Origin of the sequence: Paenibacillus solanacearum (assembly GCF_910593845.1) — a bacterium.
GTDB lineage: Bacteria > Bacillota > Bacilli > Paenibacillales > NBRC-103111 > Paenibacillus_G > Paenibacillus_G solanacearum.
Genome location: NZ_CAJVAS010000071.1, coordinates 1 through 17,124, shown reverse-complemented (window position 1 = coordinate 17,124; position 17,124 = coordinate 1). Strand labels below are relative to the sequence as shown.

Sequence of the window (17,124 nt, the reverse complement as noted above, 5' to 3'; positions counted from 1 at the left end):
TGCCGCGAAGGCAGGAAAGCGAATCTCAATGCTAATTCATCGTCAACTCCAGAATTGGACTGCCGGTTTGCCTAGCTACATCAAGGCTTATTTGCCAATTTCAAGCTGCGAAAGTTGAGTTTAAAACAATAGTTGAGGATATGAAGAGGCTATCAAAAGTCATAAAATGACTAAGGGATAGCCTCTTTTTCCTGAAAAACCTCAATGGTTTTTATTTAATGCTGCGGATATGATAACATTTGATTGTCATTATTTATGAAAAATTGTAACAGAACGAAGGGGTGGATGCCCAAATGACAACGAACAACAAACCCAATAGATTAGCCAACGAAAAATCGCCGTACTTGCTCCAACACGCTCGCAACCCAGTCGACTGGTTCCCTTGGTCCGAAGAAGCTTTCGAAATCGCCAAGCGAGACAACAAGCCGATCTTCCTATCCATCGGCTATTCCACCTGCCATTGGTGTCACGTCATGGAAAGGGAATCCTTCGAAAACGAAGAAGTCGCCGAGCTGCTGAATCGGGACTACATCTCCATTAAGGTAGACCGGGAAGAACGGCCGGATGTGGACAACCTGTACATGTCCGTCTGTCAGGCGATGACGGGGCAGGGCGGTTGGCCGCTCACGATAATCATGACACCGGAAAAGAAACCGTTCTTCGCAGGTACCTATTTTCCGAGAGAGCGCAAATTCGGCCGTCAAGGCCTGAAGGAGATACTCACGCAAATCGCCGGAAAGTGGAAGGACGACCCGATGAGGGTGGCCAAGATCGGCGAGCAGGTCGTCGAAGAGACGAAGAAGCGGCTGATTGCCAACCTGGAAGGGGAACTGTCGGACGCACTGCTGGAGCAAGCCTACGCGATGTATGAGAGCCGCTTTGACGCGGAGCACGGCGGGTTTGGGCAAGCGCCGAAGTTCCCGACCTCGCATAATTTGTCCTTCTTACTGCGGTATTGGAAGCGTACGGGCGATGCGAAAGCGCTTGCGATGGTCGAGAAGACACTCGATGCGATGCATCGCGGTGGCATGTTCGATCATGTCGGATTCGGCTTTGCCCGTTATTCGACCGATGCGCGCTGGCTTGTGCCGCATTTCGAGAAGATGCTGTACGATAATGCGCTGCTCGCCATGACCTACATCGAGGCGTTCCAGGCGACGGGGCAAGCGCGCTACGCCGAGGTTGCGGAGCAGATTCTTGCTTACGTGCTGCGGGATATGACCGATCCCGAAGGCGGCTTCTACTCGGCGGAGGATGCCGACTCCGAAGGGGAGGAAGGCAAATTCTACGTATGGACGTCGGGCGAAGTCAAGCAAGTGCTCGGCGAGGAAGAAGGCGAGCTTTATTGCGATGTGTACGATATTACCGATGACGGTAACTTTGAAGGGCGCAGTATTCCGAATTTGATCGAATTGATGGTGGAGTCGGCGGCGCGCTTAAAGCAAATGGATCTGCAGACGATGAAGCAGCGGCTGGAGACGTCAAGGCAGAAGCTGTTCGCGCATCGCGAGAAACGGATTCATCCGCATAAGGACGATAAAATATTAACGTCCTGGAACGGTCTGATGATTATGGCGCTAGCCAAAGCCGCCAAGGCGCTGCAGCAGCCGAAATATGCGGCGGCGGCGCGGAAAGCGGCGGACTTCGTGCTGACACGGCTGCGCCGGGAAGACGGGAGGCTGCTCGCGCGCTACCGGGATGGGGAAGCGGCGTACCTCGGCTATGTGGACGATTATGCGTTCCTCGTCTGGGGCTTGATCGAGCTGTACGAGGCGACGTTCGATATTAAGCTGCTGGAACAAGCGGTACGGCTGAACGAGGAAATGCTGCGGCTGTTCTGGGACGACGAGAAGGGCGGGCTGTTCTTCTATGGCCATGACGGGGAGCAGCTGTTCACCCGGCCCAAAGAAATTTATGACGGCGCGATGCCGTCGGGCAATTCCGCGGCGGCGCTCAATATGCACAAGCTGGCTCGTTATACGTATGACGCCGCGCTGGCGCAGAAGGCGGAGCTGCAGCTTCAAGCGTTCGCCGGATCGGTCGAGCGGTATCCGGCCGGCCACGCGCTGTTCCTGATCGCGCTCGATTTCGCGCTTGGGGCGCCGATGGAAGTTGTCATCGCCGGAGATCCGGCGAAGGAAGACACGCAGGAGATGATCCGCGAAGTGCATCGCACGTTTCTGCCGCAGGCGATTACGATTCTGCACCCGAAGGGAGATGGCGAGGCCGAGGTTGCTCGTCTCATTCCGCTGGCGCAGGACAAGCTGCCCTTAGGCGGTAGAGCGACCGCGTACGTGTGCGAGAATTTTGCGTGCCATTCGCCGGTGAGCGATGTAGAAGAGCTGCGCGAGGCGCTGCAGCCGGAAGCATAAAGCCGTACCGCTTGAACGCAGGGCTGCGTCCGGCGCTGAATCACCTGACAGACTTAAAGATCGTCCTTTCTCGGAGCGGCTGCATTCCGGGAAGGACGATTTTTTTGTTTTTCCAATGAACAGAAGCGGTCGCCTCAGAATTGGCTTGTATTATTTCCGCACCCGGGACGAACATACGGGAATCGGGACGAACGAATGCATACTGTACAAGGGAATGATCTGTTTGTTTGCCAGGGAAGGAGGATAAGCAATGTCCACAACGGTAGCTAGCAAATGGAAAAAGACGAAGGTGCTGCTCGAAAGCAACCGCATTGCGAAAGTGATTCCGGAGACGCGCAAGTTCAGTCCCGAAGCGCTGCAAGAGATGCTCGCCCAATACGGCAGTGTCATTGCCAAGCCGTGCAGCAGCGCCGGAGGTCATGGCATCGTGAAGATTTCGCGCAAAAATTACGGCTACAAAATCCGCTACAAAGGGATGAAGAAGAAAACCGGAAAGTTTTCCAAATTGGTGCGCGCGCTGCGTCGGCTGCAGCGAAGACGGAAATACATTTTGCAGCGTACGATCGATTTGGCCCAGATTGACGGCCGGCCGGTCGATTACCGCGTGAAGCTGGTGCGCAAGGGCGATAAATGGAAGGTTACGGCCCTCGTTGCCAAAGTAGCGAGAAAGGGCTATTTTATTACCAATATATGCCGGGGCGGCGATCTGATGAGATCCAGCGAAGCGATTCGGCGTTCGCTGAACACCAATCCGAGACGGAAGAAGCGCAAGATGGTGAAGCTGAGCCGCAAGTCAGCCAAAATATTGGCCAAGAAATTTCCGGGAATTACGCAGCTCGGTTTTGACTATGGGTTGGATAAGGACGGGAAAATATGGATGTTTGAGGTGAACACCAACCCGCATTGATGTGAGCTTACAGTCTCAATCATCCGGTTATTGGCGATAAAAAAACCTCCACATCCGCGGCTGGCAGCATGGCGGATGTGGAGGACGTAACTGAACAGTGTGAAGTACGGAGAGAGCCGATTACTTTTGCTGAAGCATCATGTTCCACAGCGAAGACGGATCGTACCCGAGCCGCCATGCTGCGACACCGGCCAGGTCGTACTTTTTGGCGATGTCCAGACGCGTTTTCACGGTATCTTCCGTTTCCAGCCAAAAGACGTTCGTATACCCGTCCTGCGCATATTCCACCTTGTACTGATCGAAACGGTCATCCCAAGTCAGCTTCGCTTTCTTGGACTCGATCAGCGCCGGCAAGTCTTTCATGAGCAGCGCGCGGGTGTCGACGAGAGCGCCGCTGGCATCGACCTTCCACTCGCGTACATAAAACGGAATGCCCATGATGAGCTTGTCGCGCGGAATGCCGTACGCCAGAAACTCTTTAACGCCTTCCTCGACCCATGACAGTCCGGCTACGGAGCCGGGCTCTGTGCTGCCTTTCCAATATTGGTCATAGGTCATCGTAATGATATAATCGACCATTTGACCGAGCTTCTCGTGATCGAACGCCGTCTGGGCGTTCCACTTGACGCTGCCTCGCGGCAAGTCGATGGAGACCGTCAGCCCTTTGCCGTGGGCCGCTTGCGTCAGCTCCTGCATGAAAGCGGTGAAGACGGCGCGGTCCTTTCCGTTCAGGCTTTCGAAGTCGATGTTCAGGCCGTCCACACCGAGCGCGGCACCTTTGTTCACAAGCGCATTGATGAACTTGGTCCGCGCTTGCGGCGAGGCAAGGAAAGCCGAGGTCAATGCCGAATCGAACTGGTTATTGACGAGCGGATGGACCGAATACCCTTGATTTTTCAGCCAATCGACCGTTTGCTTATTCGAGGTATCGGTGAGATTGCCGTCGCGGTCGGCGAGCTGGAAGTAGGTCGGCGAAACGACGTCCAGCCCGGTTGTGTTGTTCACATGTGCGCGCACAGTGGTGTCGCTCGAGCTTCCGTTCCAGCCCCAGAACTGCAGCTTCCGCCAGTTATCCCAGATCACGTTGCCGTTGTCGTACAGCCGGATGGAGGCGTTGGCATATCCCATGGCGTAGTTCAGGGCATTGCTGATCGTGGAGAAGTCCGCAATCCAGTTCTCGCTTTGAAACACTTGATAATAAGGAAAATTATTCCAAATACTGCGGTATTGGCCGCCGCCTTCAGGTGCAGCTAAAATTTTCGTATGACTGAATTGCGTGGCGTAACCGATGGCTTCGTTCAACCCGAGAAAGGAATCCAGGTAATTGTCGTACTGGTATACGGCATAGCGCTTCGCATTCGACAGCACGACTTGCTTCGATTCCGTACGGATGACTTCCGAACCGCCCCACTTGAGCGACTCTTGTACGGCGTCTTCCAGGGAAGCGAATTTCCAATCGTCTGTCGTATGGTCCCCTTGAAATACCTGATACATGGCGCTGCCGCCGCGCAGCTCTTCTTTCTGGGCCGCGCCGATGTTGTCCCACACCCAGCGGTGGTCTTCCAGTCGAATAATATGGGCGTTGGACCATTTGCGCGCCTCGCTTGTCGCCTCCGCCAGCGTTTGGAACTCCCAGGAGTCCAGCGTGGCGTCGCCTTGGTAAACGCGGTAGGCAGGGTAGTTATTCCATACCCAGCCGCCGGACTGCAGATCGCGTACGCTGGCGTGTCCCCATTTGGCGGCTTCGCGGACCGCTTGGTCGAGCGAGGCGAATTCCCATGCGGAGCTGCTGCTGCCGCTCTGGTACACCTTAAAGCGCGGGTAATTGTTCCACAGCCATTTGCGTGTGCCGATTTCTTCTACGTGACTGGAAGCGTACTGGCGGGCATACGTTTCGGCCGCTTTATAGTCGGACGTCTCGTACAAAATGTGATTGTCCTGATACACCCGGTATTTGGACGTCTTGTCAGCCGCGAACGCCGACCCTGCGGATGACAGGAACAGCGACAAAACGGACAAGGTGAGCAGGGTCTTGCGCATCAATATGCATCAGCCTCTTTTCTTGAAGTGTGAGCCGGTGCCATTGGAACGAAGCTCCAATGCGCCTACTCTATTAAACGTCAAGAAGGGCTATGAAGTTGCGAGGAAATTAATAGAATCCTAGACACGGCGGCACAAAAAAGCCTCCGAAGCGTGGCTTCGGAGGCTTTCCCGCTAAAGGCGGGCGAATCGTCAAGCGATGTCCGCGACGATCTCATCCTCAAGGTTGAGACGGATTTGATCGCGGAATACGCGCATATTGTGTTCCTTGAACAAGTAACGCTCGATCGCTTCCAGGATGTTGGCTGCGATGAAGATCTGACTGCGCCCGCCGGCTTGCACTTCCGCCGAAAAGCCCAAATCTTCATCCCACATCAGCTCCACTTCGACTTGGGTCGGATGAAGCTGCTTACGCTCGGCAACATGCAGGCAAATCGCATTGGTAATATCTTGCTCGGACAGTCTCATTAGCGGCTAACCTCGTTTTCCTTCATCTTAATATCTGCGCGGCTCCTGATCCATCTTGCGGCGGTCGCGGAAGTACACGAACACCTTGCGGATGACGGCGATCAGCACGACAATGGCCAATATGTTCACGATCATGCCGAGCATATCGCCGAGGAAGCCCATGCCTCCGAACAAACCGCCGAACAGCATGCCGGCCAGACCGCCGATCATCATGCCCTTCATGAAACCGCCTGCGCCGCCGAAAAATCCCGGCTTTTGCGCAGGAGCCTGCGTCGTCGCGGAGTTAGGCGTTTTGGAGGAAGCGGCCGGTTCGCTTTTATTCACGCCGCTGTTCGGCGTTTGCGTCGTCGATCCGGTGTTGAAGCTTTTCTTCGAAGACCTGTAGGCCGCGTCCGCCTGGAACGGTGCCGTGAAAGAAAATGCGATGGTGCAAGCCATCAGAAGCAGAGATAATTTTTTGAACATGTGTTGATCCTCCCGTTTTGAATATGAATATATATTTATCTTATCTTCGTTACTACGTATAATGTAGTCAATGGTTTCAGAATTTAAACGAAATTGCTACAATAGGAATAGAAATTGAAACGAACAGGCTATTGCTATCTAATTATAGAGGGGGAAATTCGTCATGAAGGCCTATCCCGAAGCCTATATTGAGTTTCTCGCCTATTTTCACGGTCCGCGGGATTATTTCGAATGCCATGAAGTGATGGAGGAGTATTGGAAGTCCCAGCCGGATCATCCGTACCGGCAAACGCTGGAAGGATTGATTCAAACCGCCGTTTCGTTCTACCATCAGCGGCGCGGCAATCTGCGCGGCGGCGAGAAAATGCTGCGGAGTGCCTTGATTCACCTGCAGAATCGGCATCTGGAAGGTCTCGGTATTGAGCCGCTAACGTTTCGCGCCCGGCTGGCGAGCCGGTTGGCCGCATTGGAGCGGACGGACGTGTTCGAGTATGCGGACATCGACATTCCGCTGAGCGACGAGCTGCTGGAGCAGGCATGCCGCGATGCGTGCACGGCGATGAAAGCGGGGTGGCTTGCGCCGAGCGATCTGACCGATATGCAGTTGCTGGACAAGCACAAACTGCGTGATCGCAGCGACGTCATCGCCGAGCGTGAACGGCAGAAGCTTCACAGGCAGCGGCTGCGGTCGGAGGCGAAGGGTAATGAAGGCTTTATGCGCGAGTAAGCAAGTTGGCAGGAGGAGAAACGGTTGAGCAAGAATGCGCCGGGCTTTGTGGGTAAGCCCGTTAAAATCGTGGTCGTGGAAGACGAGCCGCATATCGCGGAAGTGATCCGGCTCTACTTGGAGCATGCCGGTTACGAACCTCTAATATTGAACAGGGGGAACGGCGTCATGGATGCGGTGAAATCGGACGAGCCGGGACTTGTATTGCTGGATGTGATGCTGCCCGACATTTCGGGCTTTGAGCTGTGCAGCCAAATCCGCCAGCTTCCGGGAGCCAAAGGGATGACGCCGGTCATATTTTTAACGGCGAAAGGAGAGTCGATCGACAAGCTGCGCGGATTCAATCTCGGCGTGGACGATTATGTCGTCAAGCCGTTCGATCCGAACGAGCTGGTTGCGCGCATCAAGGCGGTGCTTCGGCGCACGATGACGCAGCCGGTCTTGTCTGCGCCTACGGCGACGGCCACGGATACGAAGCCGAAGACACTGACGATCCGAAATTTACGGATCGATCTGGAGCAGTACAGGGTGACGCTGAACGGCGTGCGGATCGATCTGACGCCCAAAGAAATCGAGCTGCTTCATTTTTTGGCGGCAAGTCCTTCGCGCGTATACACGCGGGAGGACTTGCTTGGCTACGTCTGGCAGTTTGATTTCAGCGGCGGCACGCGGACGGTCGACGCGCATGTCAAAAACCTGCGCAAAAAGCTCGGCAGCCATGAAGGCTGGACGATTCAGACGCTGTGGGGCATCGGCTATTCCTTCGAGGTGAAGCATGATGATTAGAAGATGGATGCGCAGCTTGTACATCCAGATCTTCTTATCGTTTCTTGTGACCTGCATTTTATTATTCGTAGGGCTGGCTATTTTCTGGAATTATTATTTTACCGATTTCTTCTATAAAGACCGGAAAGAGCTGCTGGTGTCGCGCGCCGCCGAGGTCGTCAAGATGCTTCCGTCGTACCAGGAAGGGACGATCTCGACGCGGGAGCTTCGGTTCGGGATTCGCATCGTCGCCCGCGGCATCAACGGTGAGGTGTGGCTCGTCGATTCGAAGGGCCAGATCATGAACGGGTCGTCCGAACGGGAGAATACGACGATTCCGAAATCGATGGACCCATGGTTCATCGACGGGTTGAAGGGCAATAGCGGCTTTGTAGCCGGCAAGTATGGCTACAGCATTCGCGCCGGGGAAGGGCTGCTTACTTATTATACGCCGACGACGTTCAACGACCAGCCGATCGTGCTGATCATGAATATTCCGGCGCTGGAAATCAGTGAAGCGATCGCCGCGGTCCGGTGGAATATCGTTGTGCCGCTGCTCTTCTCGCTCATCGCCGTCGGCGTCATTCTGTACAGCTTGTCCCGCAAGCTGGCCGGACCGCTGCAGCAGATGAACAACGCGGCGCTTGAGGTGGCCAACGGCGACTTTACGACGCGGGTTCCAATCTCGTCCAACGACGAGGTTGCGCAGCTGGCGCGCAGCTTCAACTTCATGGTGGACCAGCTTGAGCAGTGGGAGAACACGCGGCAGGAATTTTTGGCCAATGTCTCGCACGAGCTTCGGTCGCCGCTGACGACGCTGCGCGGCTTGATCGTGGCGATGAACGACAAGGTCATCCCGGAAGAGAAGTACGCCCATTACTTGCGGATTTGCGATCATGAGGTTCAGCGGTTGCAGCGGCTGGTGGCCGATCTGCTCGATCTGGCCAGCATTGAGAACGGCATGGACGTATTCCGCACCCGGCCGCTCGTACTTCAGGACAAGATCACTGAAGTGCTGGATATTGTGCGTACGCCCGCTTTGGAGAAGGGGCTTCAGCTGTACTCGATTTATCCCGATGCCGCAGGAAGCCAATCCGGGGCGGTCGTGTGCGAGCTTGATCCGGACCGGTTCTCGCAAATTATGCTGAACTTGATCTATAATGCCATCCGCTTCACGCCGGCGGGCGGGACGATTACCGTGAAGCTGGCTGCAGATGCGGAGCAGGCCGTCATTGAAGTGCGGGATACGGGCATCGGGATGAACGAAGCCGAGCTGCAGCGCATTTGGGACCGGTTCTACAAGGCGGAGCATTCGCGGACGCATGCATTCGACGGGACCGGGCTTGGACTTACGATCGTGAAGCATCTGGTCGGCGGGATGAAGGGAACGATCACTGTGGATAGCGAGCCGAACAAGGGAACGGTGTTTAAAATTGTTTTTCCCCGCTTGCTAAAGTAATTTTTACATTTTTTTCACAAAGCCCTCACAGTTTGATCAAAGAAATGCGGTAAGCTGACCGTAAATGCAGTACGGATCATTACGGACAGGGGGTGGCAGGGTGTCCAAACGCTTCATGCTCTTGGCATACTGCTCCATCTTGATCATTAGCAGCGGCTGCGGAACGTCGGGGCACGCCTCATCCACGCCGAACGCTCCTGCGGGACAGCTTGCAACACCGGCGGCACAACCGAGCATCGTAGACAAGCGACGCCCGGAGGGCGAGCTGCTTAGCTTGAACGAGAGACAGATGGTGCTGTTTTTCAAGGATTTGCTGCAAATCGACAAGAAAGAGGGGCTCGGCTTTACGCGCGTACAGGCGGAGGAAATGCTCCCCCTGATTCGGAATAATAGCATCAAAGGGGAATTGGCGCAGACCGATCAAGCCAAAATTGTGGAGATGCTCACGATCGAGCAAAAGAAATACTACGATCAAATGATTAGTCACCCGCCGCGTCCGGGACCCGGCCCCCCGCCTCCGCCCGAGCATTTCTCGCCCGAGGAGCTTGAGCGCAGAATCGAGGAGTTCGAGCGCCGCCGCGGCATGGAGCGGGGACAAGATGCAGAGACGGCCGGCGATAGTGCGCGGAGCGCGGAGCATACGGACCGGGGCGTTGCGCCAAGCGGCGGGAAAAGCGTCGAGAAGATGCTGATCGAGCTGCTCGAATCGAAGCTGGCGCCTTAGTATCGGAGTATCCCAAAATTTTTCTCGAAAACTTGCAAGGCTTGTATTGAACCCATGTGCTGAAAAATATACAATAGAATAATGACATGGTTACCGTGCAAGCGATAGCTAAATTTTTGAGACAAGGGAGATACCGTTATGACCAAATTGTTAGATGAGATTATTACATACAATCGTACCTTTGTAGAGCAGCAAAAATTCGAACCTTACCTGACGTCCAAATTTCCGGACAAAAAATTCGTCATCTTGACGTGTATGGATACAAGGCTGATCGAGCTTTTGCCGGCAAGCATGAACATCAAGAACGGCGACGTGAAGATGATCAAGTCGGCCGGAGGCGTCGTATCGACCGCATTCGGCGGGATCATGCGCAGTATCATTGTCGCGATCTATGAGCTGGGGGCGGAAGAAGTGCTCGTCATCGGCCATTACGATTGCGGGATGAGCAGCATCAACCCGCAGAAGATGAAGGACAAATTTATCGAGCGCGGCATCGAAGAAGATACGTTAACGATTTTGGAGCACTCCGGGCTCCATATCGAGCGGTGGCTGCGCGGATTCGACGATGTGTCGGAGAGCATCCGCAGCAGCGTAAGCCTTATCCGCAATCACCCGCTTGTTCCGAAAATTCCGGTTCACGGGCTCGTGATCGACCCGACAACGGGAAGGCTCGATATCGTAGACGCAGGTTACGAGAAGTAACGCTTTATAACAGACATAAAGAAAAAGGACCTCCTGTCCGCATTCGCACAGGAAGTCCTTTTTCTTGTTCTTGCTCTATTCCACGCGGGCCGTCCGGCGGTCGACCAGCTTCATGCGGGCGTTGTAAATTTGTCCGCTGCTCTTCAGCACGAAGCTCAGCTCGCTTGCTTTGTAATCGGCCGACATGTGTTCCTCGAAAAACACCTCATGCTTCCGGTCCAGACAGACGCGAAAAGGCGTTTCTTGCACAACCAGATCATGGCTTCCCGGCTCGTCGACCAGCCAAAAGGTCGGGACGCCGCTAACAGCGCAGCCGCAGCCTTCGGAGTCGTACACGAGCTTGACCCAGCCATTCCCGCCGCGCGAAAGCTCCTGCGTAATGTGCCGAACAGCTTCTTCGGAAAAGCGGATATGCATTTCTTTCACACTCCTTTTCATCCTATGATACCGCACTTTGCGTAAATTTGCTTCTGTTTTCAAGACCAAGTATGATCAAGATATATTGGAACGAAAGGGGAATGCCTGTGACAACCGCAAATTTGGAGACGAATCGGAGCGAGTTCAAGCAATATCTGAAGAAGATGAAAAGCTATGAGGAAGCCGTCGGATTGATCTATTGGGATATGCGTACGGGAGCCCCGAAGAAAGGCATCGCGCAGCGGTCCGAAGTGGTCGGCGAACTGTCAGGCGAGCTGTTCAAAATGTCGGTGTCGGAACGAATGGGATCATTTCTCGACTATTTTACCGACCCGCAGATCGACAGCCAGCTCGATGCGACCGAGCGTAAAATCGTCAGCGAATGCAAGAAGGAATACGACCGCAGCAAAAAAATTCCGCCGGAGAAATATCAGGAGTACGTCGTGCTGACGTCGCAGTCGGAATCGGCTTGGGAGGACGCCAAGCATAACGCGGATTTTGCGAGCTTTCAACCGTATTTGGAGAAGATCGTGGCAATGAATCTCGAGTTCATTGATTTATGGGGCTACGAAGGACATAAATACAATACGCTGCTCGACATGTATGAGCCGGGAATGACGGTCGAGAAGCTGGACCAAGTGTTCGGTGCACTCCGTGAAAAGGCGGTACCGCTGCTCGCGGCCATCGAAGCGTCGTCGCATAAGCCGGATACGAGCTTGCTGAAGCAGCAGTTCGACATAGCCAAGCAAAAGAAATTCAGCTTATACATATTGGAGCAGATGGGATACGATTTCGAGGCGGGACGGCTGGACGAGACGGTGCATCCGTTTGCGACCGGACTGAATCCGGGCGACGTGCGAATTACGACCCGTTACTTGCCTGACGACGTCAACAGCGCTTTGTTCGGCACCATTCACGAAGGCGGCCACGCGCTGTATGAGCAGAACATTTCGGCGGACTTGATCGGGACGCCGCTTTGCACCGGAACGTCGATGGGCATCCACGAATCGCAATCCCGCTTCTGGGAAAACATGATCGGCCGCAGCCGCCCGTTCTGGAGCCGGTATTTCGGCGATTTGCAGCGAAACTATCCGGGACAGTTCGACGGCGCTACGGTGGAGCAATTTTACCGCGCCACCAATGAAGTGAAGCCATCGCTGATACGGATTGAGGCGGATGAACTCACGTATAATTTGCATATTATGGTACGGTACGAAATCGAGAAGGCGCTGTTCAGCGGCGCTGTGAAGGTGGCCGACCTGCCGGAAGTATGGAATGAGAAGTATAAGGAATACCTCGGCGTAACGCCGTCCCATAACGGCGAAGGCGTGCTGCAGGACGTGCACTGGTCGGGCGGCGCATTCGGGTACTTCCCTTCATATGCGCTCGGCAACATGTATGCGGCTCAGTTCATGAGGACGATCAAGCGGGAGCTCGGCGATTTCGACGGTCTCGTCGCGGCGGGGAACCTGATTCCGATCAAGAACTGGCTGGCTGATAAAATTTACCGCTATGGCAAACTGCTCACACCGTCCGAAATCGTCACGCAGGTGACGGGCGAGGAGCTGAACCCCGATTATCTCATGGCCTATTTGACGGACAAATATGCTGACATCTACAAATTATAGTTCGATCGTATAGAAGCCCTTCCGGGAGTATGTCGCTTGTGCGCGCAACCTTAGCGCATAGCGGTATGCCCCTCGAAGGGCTTTTTTTCGCGGCATTTAGACAATTCGAAGGCGTGGGATGCGCGCAGGAGCAGTCACCATCGAATAGGCGATCGCATAGACTATCCTAACTATGCTGGAGCTTCCGCACCGGACAAAGCGGCTGCGGCGGCTGCAGCGCCTAGATATTAACCGTAAAACGGCAATGGAGGGACTGGCCTATGTGGAGCAAGAACTGGAAGAGGCGCCTCGCCGGTGCGCTGGCGGTAAGCCTTGCAGCGGCCGTGGCGCTGACGGGCTGCGGCCCGAAAAACAAGGGAGAAGCCACGAAGGTGCGAATCGGGGAAGTCACGCGCTCGATCTTCTACGCACCGCAATATGCGGCGATCACCAAAGGCTTTTTCAAGGAAGAGGGTCTGGATATCGAGCTGACGACGACGCCGGGGGGAGACAAAACGATGACGGCGCTGCTGTCCGGAGGCATTGACGTGGCGCTTGTCGGATCAGAGACGTCGATCTACGTGTCGCAGCAAGGAAGCGGCGATCCGGTTATCAACTTTTCGCAGCTGACGCAAACCGACGGGACGTTTCTCGTGTCCCGCAAGCCCATTCAGGGCAAATTCGACTGGAACCAGTTGAAGGGTACGACGTTCCTGGGGCAAAGGAAGGGCGGCATGCCGCAAATGGCCGGCGAGTTCACGCTGAAAAAGTACGGTATCAATCCGCAAAAGGATTTGAACCTGATTCAAAACGTCGATTTCGCCAACATTCCGACAGCCTTCGCTTCCGGCACAGGCGAATATGTGCAGCTGTTCGAGCCGCAGGCGACGATGATCGAGAAGCAGGGGAAAGGCTACGTCATCGCCTCGTTCGGGGTCGAGAGCGGCAAGCTGCCGTATACCGTCTTCATGGCGAAGAAGAGCTTCATGGACAAAAACAGCGGCACGATCCAGAAATTCGCGAACGCGGTGCAAAAGGCGCAAAACTGGGTACAAAAAAGCAGCGTCGAGGAAATTGCCGATGCGATCGCTCCGTATTTCGAGGATACGGATAAAGAAGTCATCCGCACTGTCGTAAAGCGATATAAAGATCAGGGCACCTTCGCGACGGACGGGATCGTTGACGAGCAGGAATGGAACAACTTGCAGAACGTCATGGAAGCGGCTGGAGAATTGAAGCAGCGGGCGGACTTTAAGGCGCTTGTGAACAACCAATTCGCCGAGAAAGCGAAGCAGAACGTGAAGTAACGCAACGACCACCGGGCGCAAGGGAGGCTGCATAAGCCTTGCGCCCTTTGCTGTCTATTTGCACAGGGAGGGGATGAAGGTGAAGAAGCCTGCGCTGCAACTGGAAGGCGTATCTCAAGTGTATGTCAGTGCCAAAGGGGCTTTTTTGGCGCTGCAAGATGTCGGCTTGACTGTGAATCAAGGGGAATTCGTCTCCTTGATCGGACCGAGCGGCTGCGGCAAGACGACGCTGCTGTCGCTCATTAGCGGGCTGATGGCGCCGTCGGCCGGCAAAGTAACGGTACTTGGCGAAGCGGTCGTCAGGCCGACGCCGAAGGTTGGCTATATGCTGCAGCAGGATTATTTGTTCCCGTGGCGGACCATTTACGAGAACGCGGCGCTGGGGCTGGAGCTGATGGGGCGGCTGAACGATACGTCGAAGCTTTATGTCAAGGAATTGCTTGGCGAGATGGGGCTGGCCCGGCAGGCGGACCGGTATCCGCATCACTTGTCCGGCGGTATGCGGCAGCGGGTGGCACTGGTGCGGACGCTGGCGACCGAGCCGGACCTATTGCTGCTTGACGAGCCGTTCTCTGCGCTGGACTACCAAACGAAGCTGCAGCTCGAAGATCTTGTCGTGGAGACGCTCAAGAGCCGGAACAAGACGGCCGTGCTGGTGACCCATGACATTAGCGAAGCGATTGCGATGAGCGATCGCGTCGTCATGATGCAGCCAAACCCGGGGCGCATCATGACCGAGGTGGAAGTGCCGGAGGCGATTCGCAAGGCATTGCCGCTCGATGCCAGGGAACAGGAAGGGTTTCATGCTTTGTTCCGCAAGCTATGGGGGTATTTCGAAGCGATCGACGGGAAGGAGGGGGCTTCTTATGGATAAGCGATTCATGGAGGAGGAGCGCCGTAAGCATGAAAGCGGGGAAGCCGAGACGATCGGCGCCGCTGCGGCTGCGTCAGGCGTTGGCGATAGACTCGCCGAAGCCGTCTTCGCCGACTTTCGCCGCAAGGAACGCCGAATGAGCCTGTGGGTTCGCATTACGCAAATCGTACTTCTGGTCATCTTTTTTGCGGTATGGGAAATCGCTGCGCGCATGCAGTGGATCGACGGTCTGCTATTCAGCTCGCCGAACCGCATCATTCAGCTGCTGTATGCCAAAGTGGCGGACGGCTCGCTGTTCCTTCATATATGGGTAACGGTGCTGGAGACGATCGCCGGCTTTTTACTCGGCACGCTGCTCGGCACGGCGTTCGCCGCGTTGATCTGGCTGTCCCCGTTCCTATCCCGCGTACTCGACCCGTACCTCGTCGTAGCGAACAGCTTGCCCAAGGTGGCGCTCGGCCCGCTCTTTATCGTAGCGCTCGGTCCGGGACTGCTCTCGATTATCGCGACGACGTTATCGATTACCGTGATCATTACGATTTTGAACGTGTACACAAGCTTCAGGGAAGTCGATCCGAACCAGCAGAAAGTGATTCGGCTGTTCGGAGGCAACCGGCGGGCTGTATTTATGAAGGCGGTGCTGCCGGCGTCTTACCCGACCATCGTGTCCACGCTGAAAGTGAATGTCGGTCTGTCATGGGTTGGCGTCATCGTCGGGGAATTTCTCGTCTCCAAGGAAGGGCTCGGTTATTTAATCATTTACGGCTTCCAGGTCTTTAACTTCACGCTCGTGATCGGAAGCGTGTTTATCATCGCCATCGCCGCTACCTTAATGTATCAGGGGGTTGCTTATTTGGAAGGAAAGTTGATAGGAAAGCGCGATTGACGCAGAAAGATAAGCGTTCGCGGCCAGCCGGCAAATCGGCTGGCCGTTTATTGATGATAAGGGCTTAGCGCATCAGCGGCAGCGGCTGTTGGATCGTATCGATGCTGCTGCGGGGTATTGCCCGCGATCGGGGAATGTAATCGAGAAACACGACGCTTGCCGCAGGAACGGGAGCAGAGCATATGCGGAGAATTGCGCATCAGCGGCAGCGCTGTGCCCTTTGCCAGCGGCAAGTGATGCCGTCACGAGCCGCTGCTGCCATCGGCGGAGCTGCGCTATCCTTGGCGGCGATATGGCGAAGCTTGAGACTGCGCGCAGCGTTCCGGCGAGTCGCTGCCTCACACTGCAGCTGGCATCGGCGCTAATTCGGCTGGCAGACCACCGAGGTGAGCACAGCCGGTTCGGGAAGGTGCTGCCAGCAGCGGGTGAGGCTTGCCGGGGAATTCGGCGGCGGGGACGCGCCGGTGCGGAAGCGGGCTGTGAGGCGGCGCCAAAAACAAAAACATCCCTTGACGGGACGTTCGCAGCGCCGGCGGATGGCTTGATTCTGATAATCTTTTTATCACGCCTTCATATTTGAAAAAAGTTATCACACTAGACGAATGTCCTGCATACAAATGTAATGAATGATTGTATGGAGGAGGTTAACAGGATGTCATTAGATAAAGATTTGCAGTGCAGAGAGATCTATACGAAGGCTGTCTGTGGCAAAGGACGCAAATTTTCGCAAGTAACCAACACAGTCACTCCGCCACACGCTCCGACCAGTATTTTGGGTGCTTGGATTATCAACAACCAATATGATGCGGTGAAGTCGGGAGAAAGTGTGGAGGTAGTAGGTACTTACGACATCAACATTTGGTATTCTTACGACCGGAATACCAAGACGGATGTCGCGAAAGAAACGATTTCTTATGTTGAGGCGGTGCCGTTACACTACCTCGATAAGAAGCATAAGTCGTCGACAGCGGAAGTGTCGGCCGTCGCCACTCAAGAACCGAACTGCGTAGAGGCGAATATCTCTTCCCACGGAGATAGCGTCGTCATCCGCGTAGAACGGGAATTCAAGGTGGAAATGATCGCCGAAACGAAAGTTTGCGTTGTGGTGTGCGCAAACGGCTGCGATGACGACGACGACAAGCATGTGGACTTCGACCACGAGGGCGACGGAGATTTCGAAGATCTCGATCCGGATCTGCTGGACGATGAACTGAACTGATTTTCTGCTTTCAGTATATGTCGGGCGGTTGCAATTCGGCAGAGGGCGTCAGCCCTCTTTTTTGTGCAGGCGTGCCCAGAGGCACGCATCTTCTTGCCGGTGGAAGTCCGGTCGCGGGAGGGGCCAAGCCCCCGTGTAGCTTGGATACTTGCGTATGGCGAAATCTGTGCGTAAAAGCGTATCGA

16 protein-coding genes are annotated in these 17,124 nt (G+C 55.0%); 12 read left to right on the top strand and 4 right to left on the bottom strand.

Annotated features, from left to right (window positions below; genetic code table 11):
- The first annotated feature begins 293 nt into the window (after positions 1–293).
- Both KXG62_RS32705 and KXG62_RS32700 read left to right on the top strand, forming a co-directional pair.
- Positions 294–2,372 carry a thioredoxin domain-containing protein gene (locus KXG62_RS32705; protein WP_218096199.1) on the top strand — a complete coding sequence of 693 codons (2,079 nt, stop codon included), beginning with the start codon at positions 294–296 and terminating at the stop codon, positions 2,370–2,372.
- A gap of 250 nt (positions 2,373–2,622) precedes the next feature.
- A complete protein-coding gene (locus KXG62_RS32700; protein ID WP_218096198.1) occupies positions 2,623–3,279 on the top strand; it encodes a YheC/YheD family protein in 657 nt (218 codons plus the stop codon).
- 120 nt (positions 3,280–3,399) lie between these two features.
- Here KXG62_RS32700 and KXG62_RS32695 read toward each other — a convergent pair whose 3' ends face one another.
- The 3 genes from KXG62_RS32695 to KXG62_RS32685 all read right to left on the bottom strand — a co-directional run bounded on the left by KXG62_RS32695 (position 3,400) and on the right by KXG62_RS32685 (position 6,252).
- Positions 3,400–5,319: a glycosyl hydrolase family 18 protein gene (locus KXG62_RS32695; RefSeq protein WP_246627751.1), complete on the bottom strand. Its 1,920-nt coding sequence runs from the start codon at positions 5,317–5,319 to the stop codon at positions 3,400–3,402.
- Positions 5,320–5,511: 192 nt separating this feature from the next.
- Positions 5,512–5,787 carry a YxcD family protein gene (locus KXG62_RS32690; protein WP_218096196.1) on the bottom strand — a complete coding sequence of 92 codons (276 nt, stop codon included), beginning with the start codon at positions 5,785–5,787 and terminating at the stop codon, positions 5,512–5,514.
- A gap of 27 nt (positions 5,788–5,814) precedes the next feature.
- Positions 5,815–6,252 (bottom strand): hypothetical protein, encoded by a 438-nt coding sequence (locus KXG62_RS32685; protein ID WP_218096195.1) that lies wholly within the window; start codon positions 6,250–6,252, stop codon positions 5,815–5,817.
- A gap of 163 nt (positions 6,253–6,415) precedes the next feature.
- On the opposite strand from KXG62_RS32685, the gene KXG62_RS32680 reads away from it, so the two are divergent.
- The 5 genes from KXG62_RS32680 to KXG62_RS32660 all read left to right on the top strand — a co-directional run bounded on the left by KXG62_RS32680 (position 6,416) and on the right by KXG62_RS32660 (position 10,629).
- Positions 6,416–6,979, top strand: coding sequence for a DUF309 domain-containing protein (locus KXG62_RS32680; RefSeq protein ID WP_218096194.1), 564 nt, complete (start codon positions 6,416–6,418; stop codon positions 6,977–6,979).
- A 24-nt stretch (positions 6,980–7,003) separates the two neighbouring features.
- A complete protein-coding gene (locus KXG62_RS32675) occupies positions 7,004–7,765 on the top strand; it encodes a response regulator transcription factor (RefSeq protein WP_218096193.1) in 762 nt (253 codons plus the stop codon).
- The gene (locus tag KXG62_RS32670; RefSeq protein ID WP_246627748.1) at positions 7,755–9,203 is read left to right on the top strand and encodes a sensor histidine kinase; all 1,449 of its coding nucleotides are present in this window, start codon (positions 7,755–7,757) and stop codon (positions 9,201–9,203) included. The genes KXG62_RS32675 and KXG62_RS32670 overlap by 11 nt, the downstream gene beginning before the upstream one ends.
- A gap of 100 nt (positions 9,204–9,303) precedes the next feature.
- Positions 9,304–9,927: a hypothetical protein gene (locus tag KXG62_RS32665; RefSeq protein WP_218096192.1), complete on the top strand. Its 624-nt coding sequence runs from the start codon at positions 9,304–9,306 to the stop codon at positions 9,925–9,927.
- 138 nt (positions 9,928–10,065) lie between these two features.
- Entirely contained in the window at positions 10,066–10,629 is a 564-nt protein-coding gene (locus KXG62_RS32660; RefSeq protein ID WP_218096191.1) for a beta-class carbonic anhydrase, read from the top strand.
- A 75-nt stretch (positions 10,630–10,704) separates the two neighbouring features.
- On the opposite strand, the gene KXG62_RS32655 is transcribed toward KXG62_RS32660, so the two are convergent.
- A complete protein-coding gene (locus KXG62_RS32655; protein WP_218096201.1) occupies positions 10,705–11,046 on the bottom strand; it encodes an iron-sulfur cluster biosynthesis family protein in 342 nt (113 codons plus the stop codon).
- 101 nt (positions 11,047–11,147) lie between these two features.
- Between KXG62_RS32655 and KXG62_RS32650 the strand changes: the two genes are divergently transcribed.
- The 5 genes from KXG62_RS32650 (at position 11,148) to KXG62_RS32630 (ending at position 16,939) form a co-directional block, all read left to right on the top strand.
- Positions 11,148–12,674 (top strand): carboxypeptidase M32, encoded by a 1,527-nt coding sequence (locus tag KXG62_RS32650; protein ID WP_218096190.1) that lies wholly within the window; start codon positions 11,148–11,150, stop codon positions 12,672–12,674.
- Positions 12,675–12,934: 260 nt separating this feature from the next.
- On the top strand, positions 12,935–13,960 hold the full coding sequence (locus KXG62_RS32645; protein ID WP_218096189.1) for an ABC transporter substrate-binding protein: 1,026 nt from the start codon (positions 12,935–12,937) through the stop codon (positions 13,958–13,960).
- A 73-nt stretch (positions 13,961–14,033) separates the two neighbouring features.
- Positions 14,034–14,834 (top strand): ABC transporter ATP-binding protein, encoded by an 801-nt coding sequence (locus KXG62_RS32640; RefSeq protein WP_218096188.1) that lies wholly within the window; start codon positions 14,034–14,036, stop codon positions 14,832–14,834.
- 136 nt (positions 14,835–14,970) lie between these two features.
- The gene (locus tag KXG62_RS32635) at positions 14,971–15,720 is read left to right on the top strand and encodes an ABC transporter permease (RefSeq protein ID WP_246627749.1); all 750 of its coding nucleotides are present in this window, start codon (positions 14,971–14,973) and stop codon (positions 15,718–15,720) included.
- Between the two features lie 652 nt (positions 15,721–16,372).
- Positions 16,373–16,939, top strand: a complete 567-nt coding sequence (locus tag KXG62_RS32630; RefSeq protein WP_218096187.1) for an outer spore coat protein CotE — start codon at positions 16,373–16,375, stop codon at positions 16,937–16,939.
- The last annotated feature ends 185 nt before the right edge of the window (positions 16,940–17,124 follow it).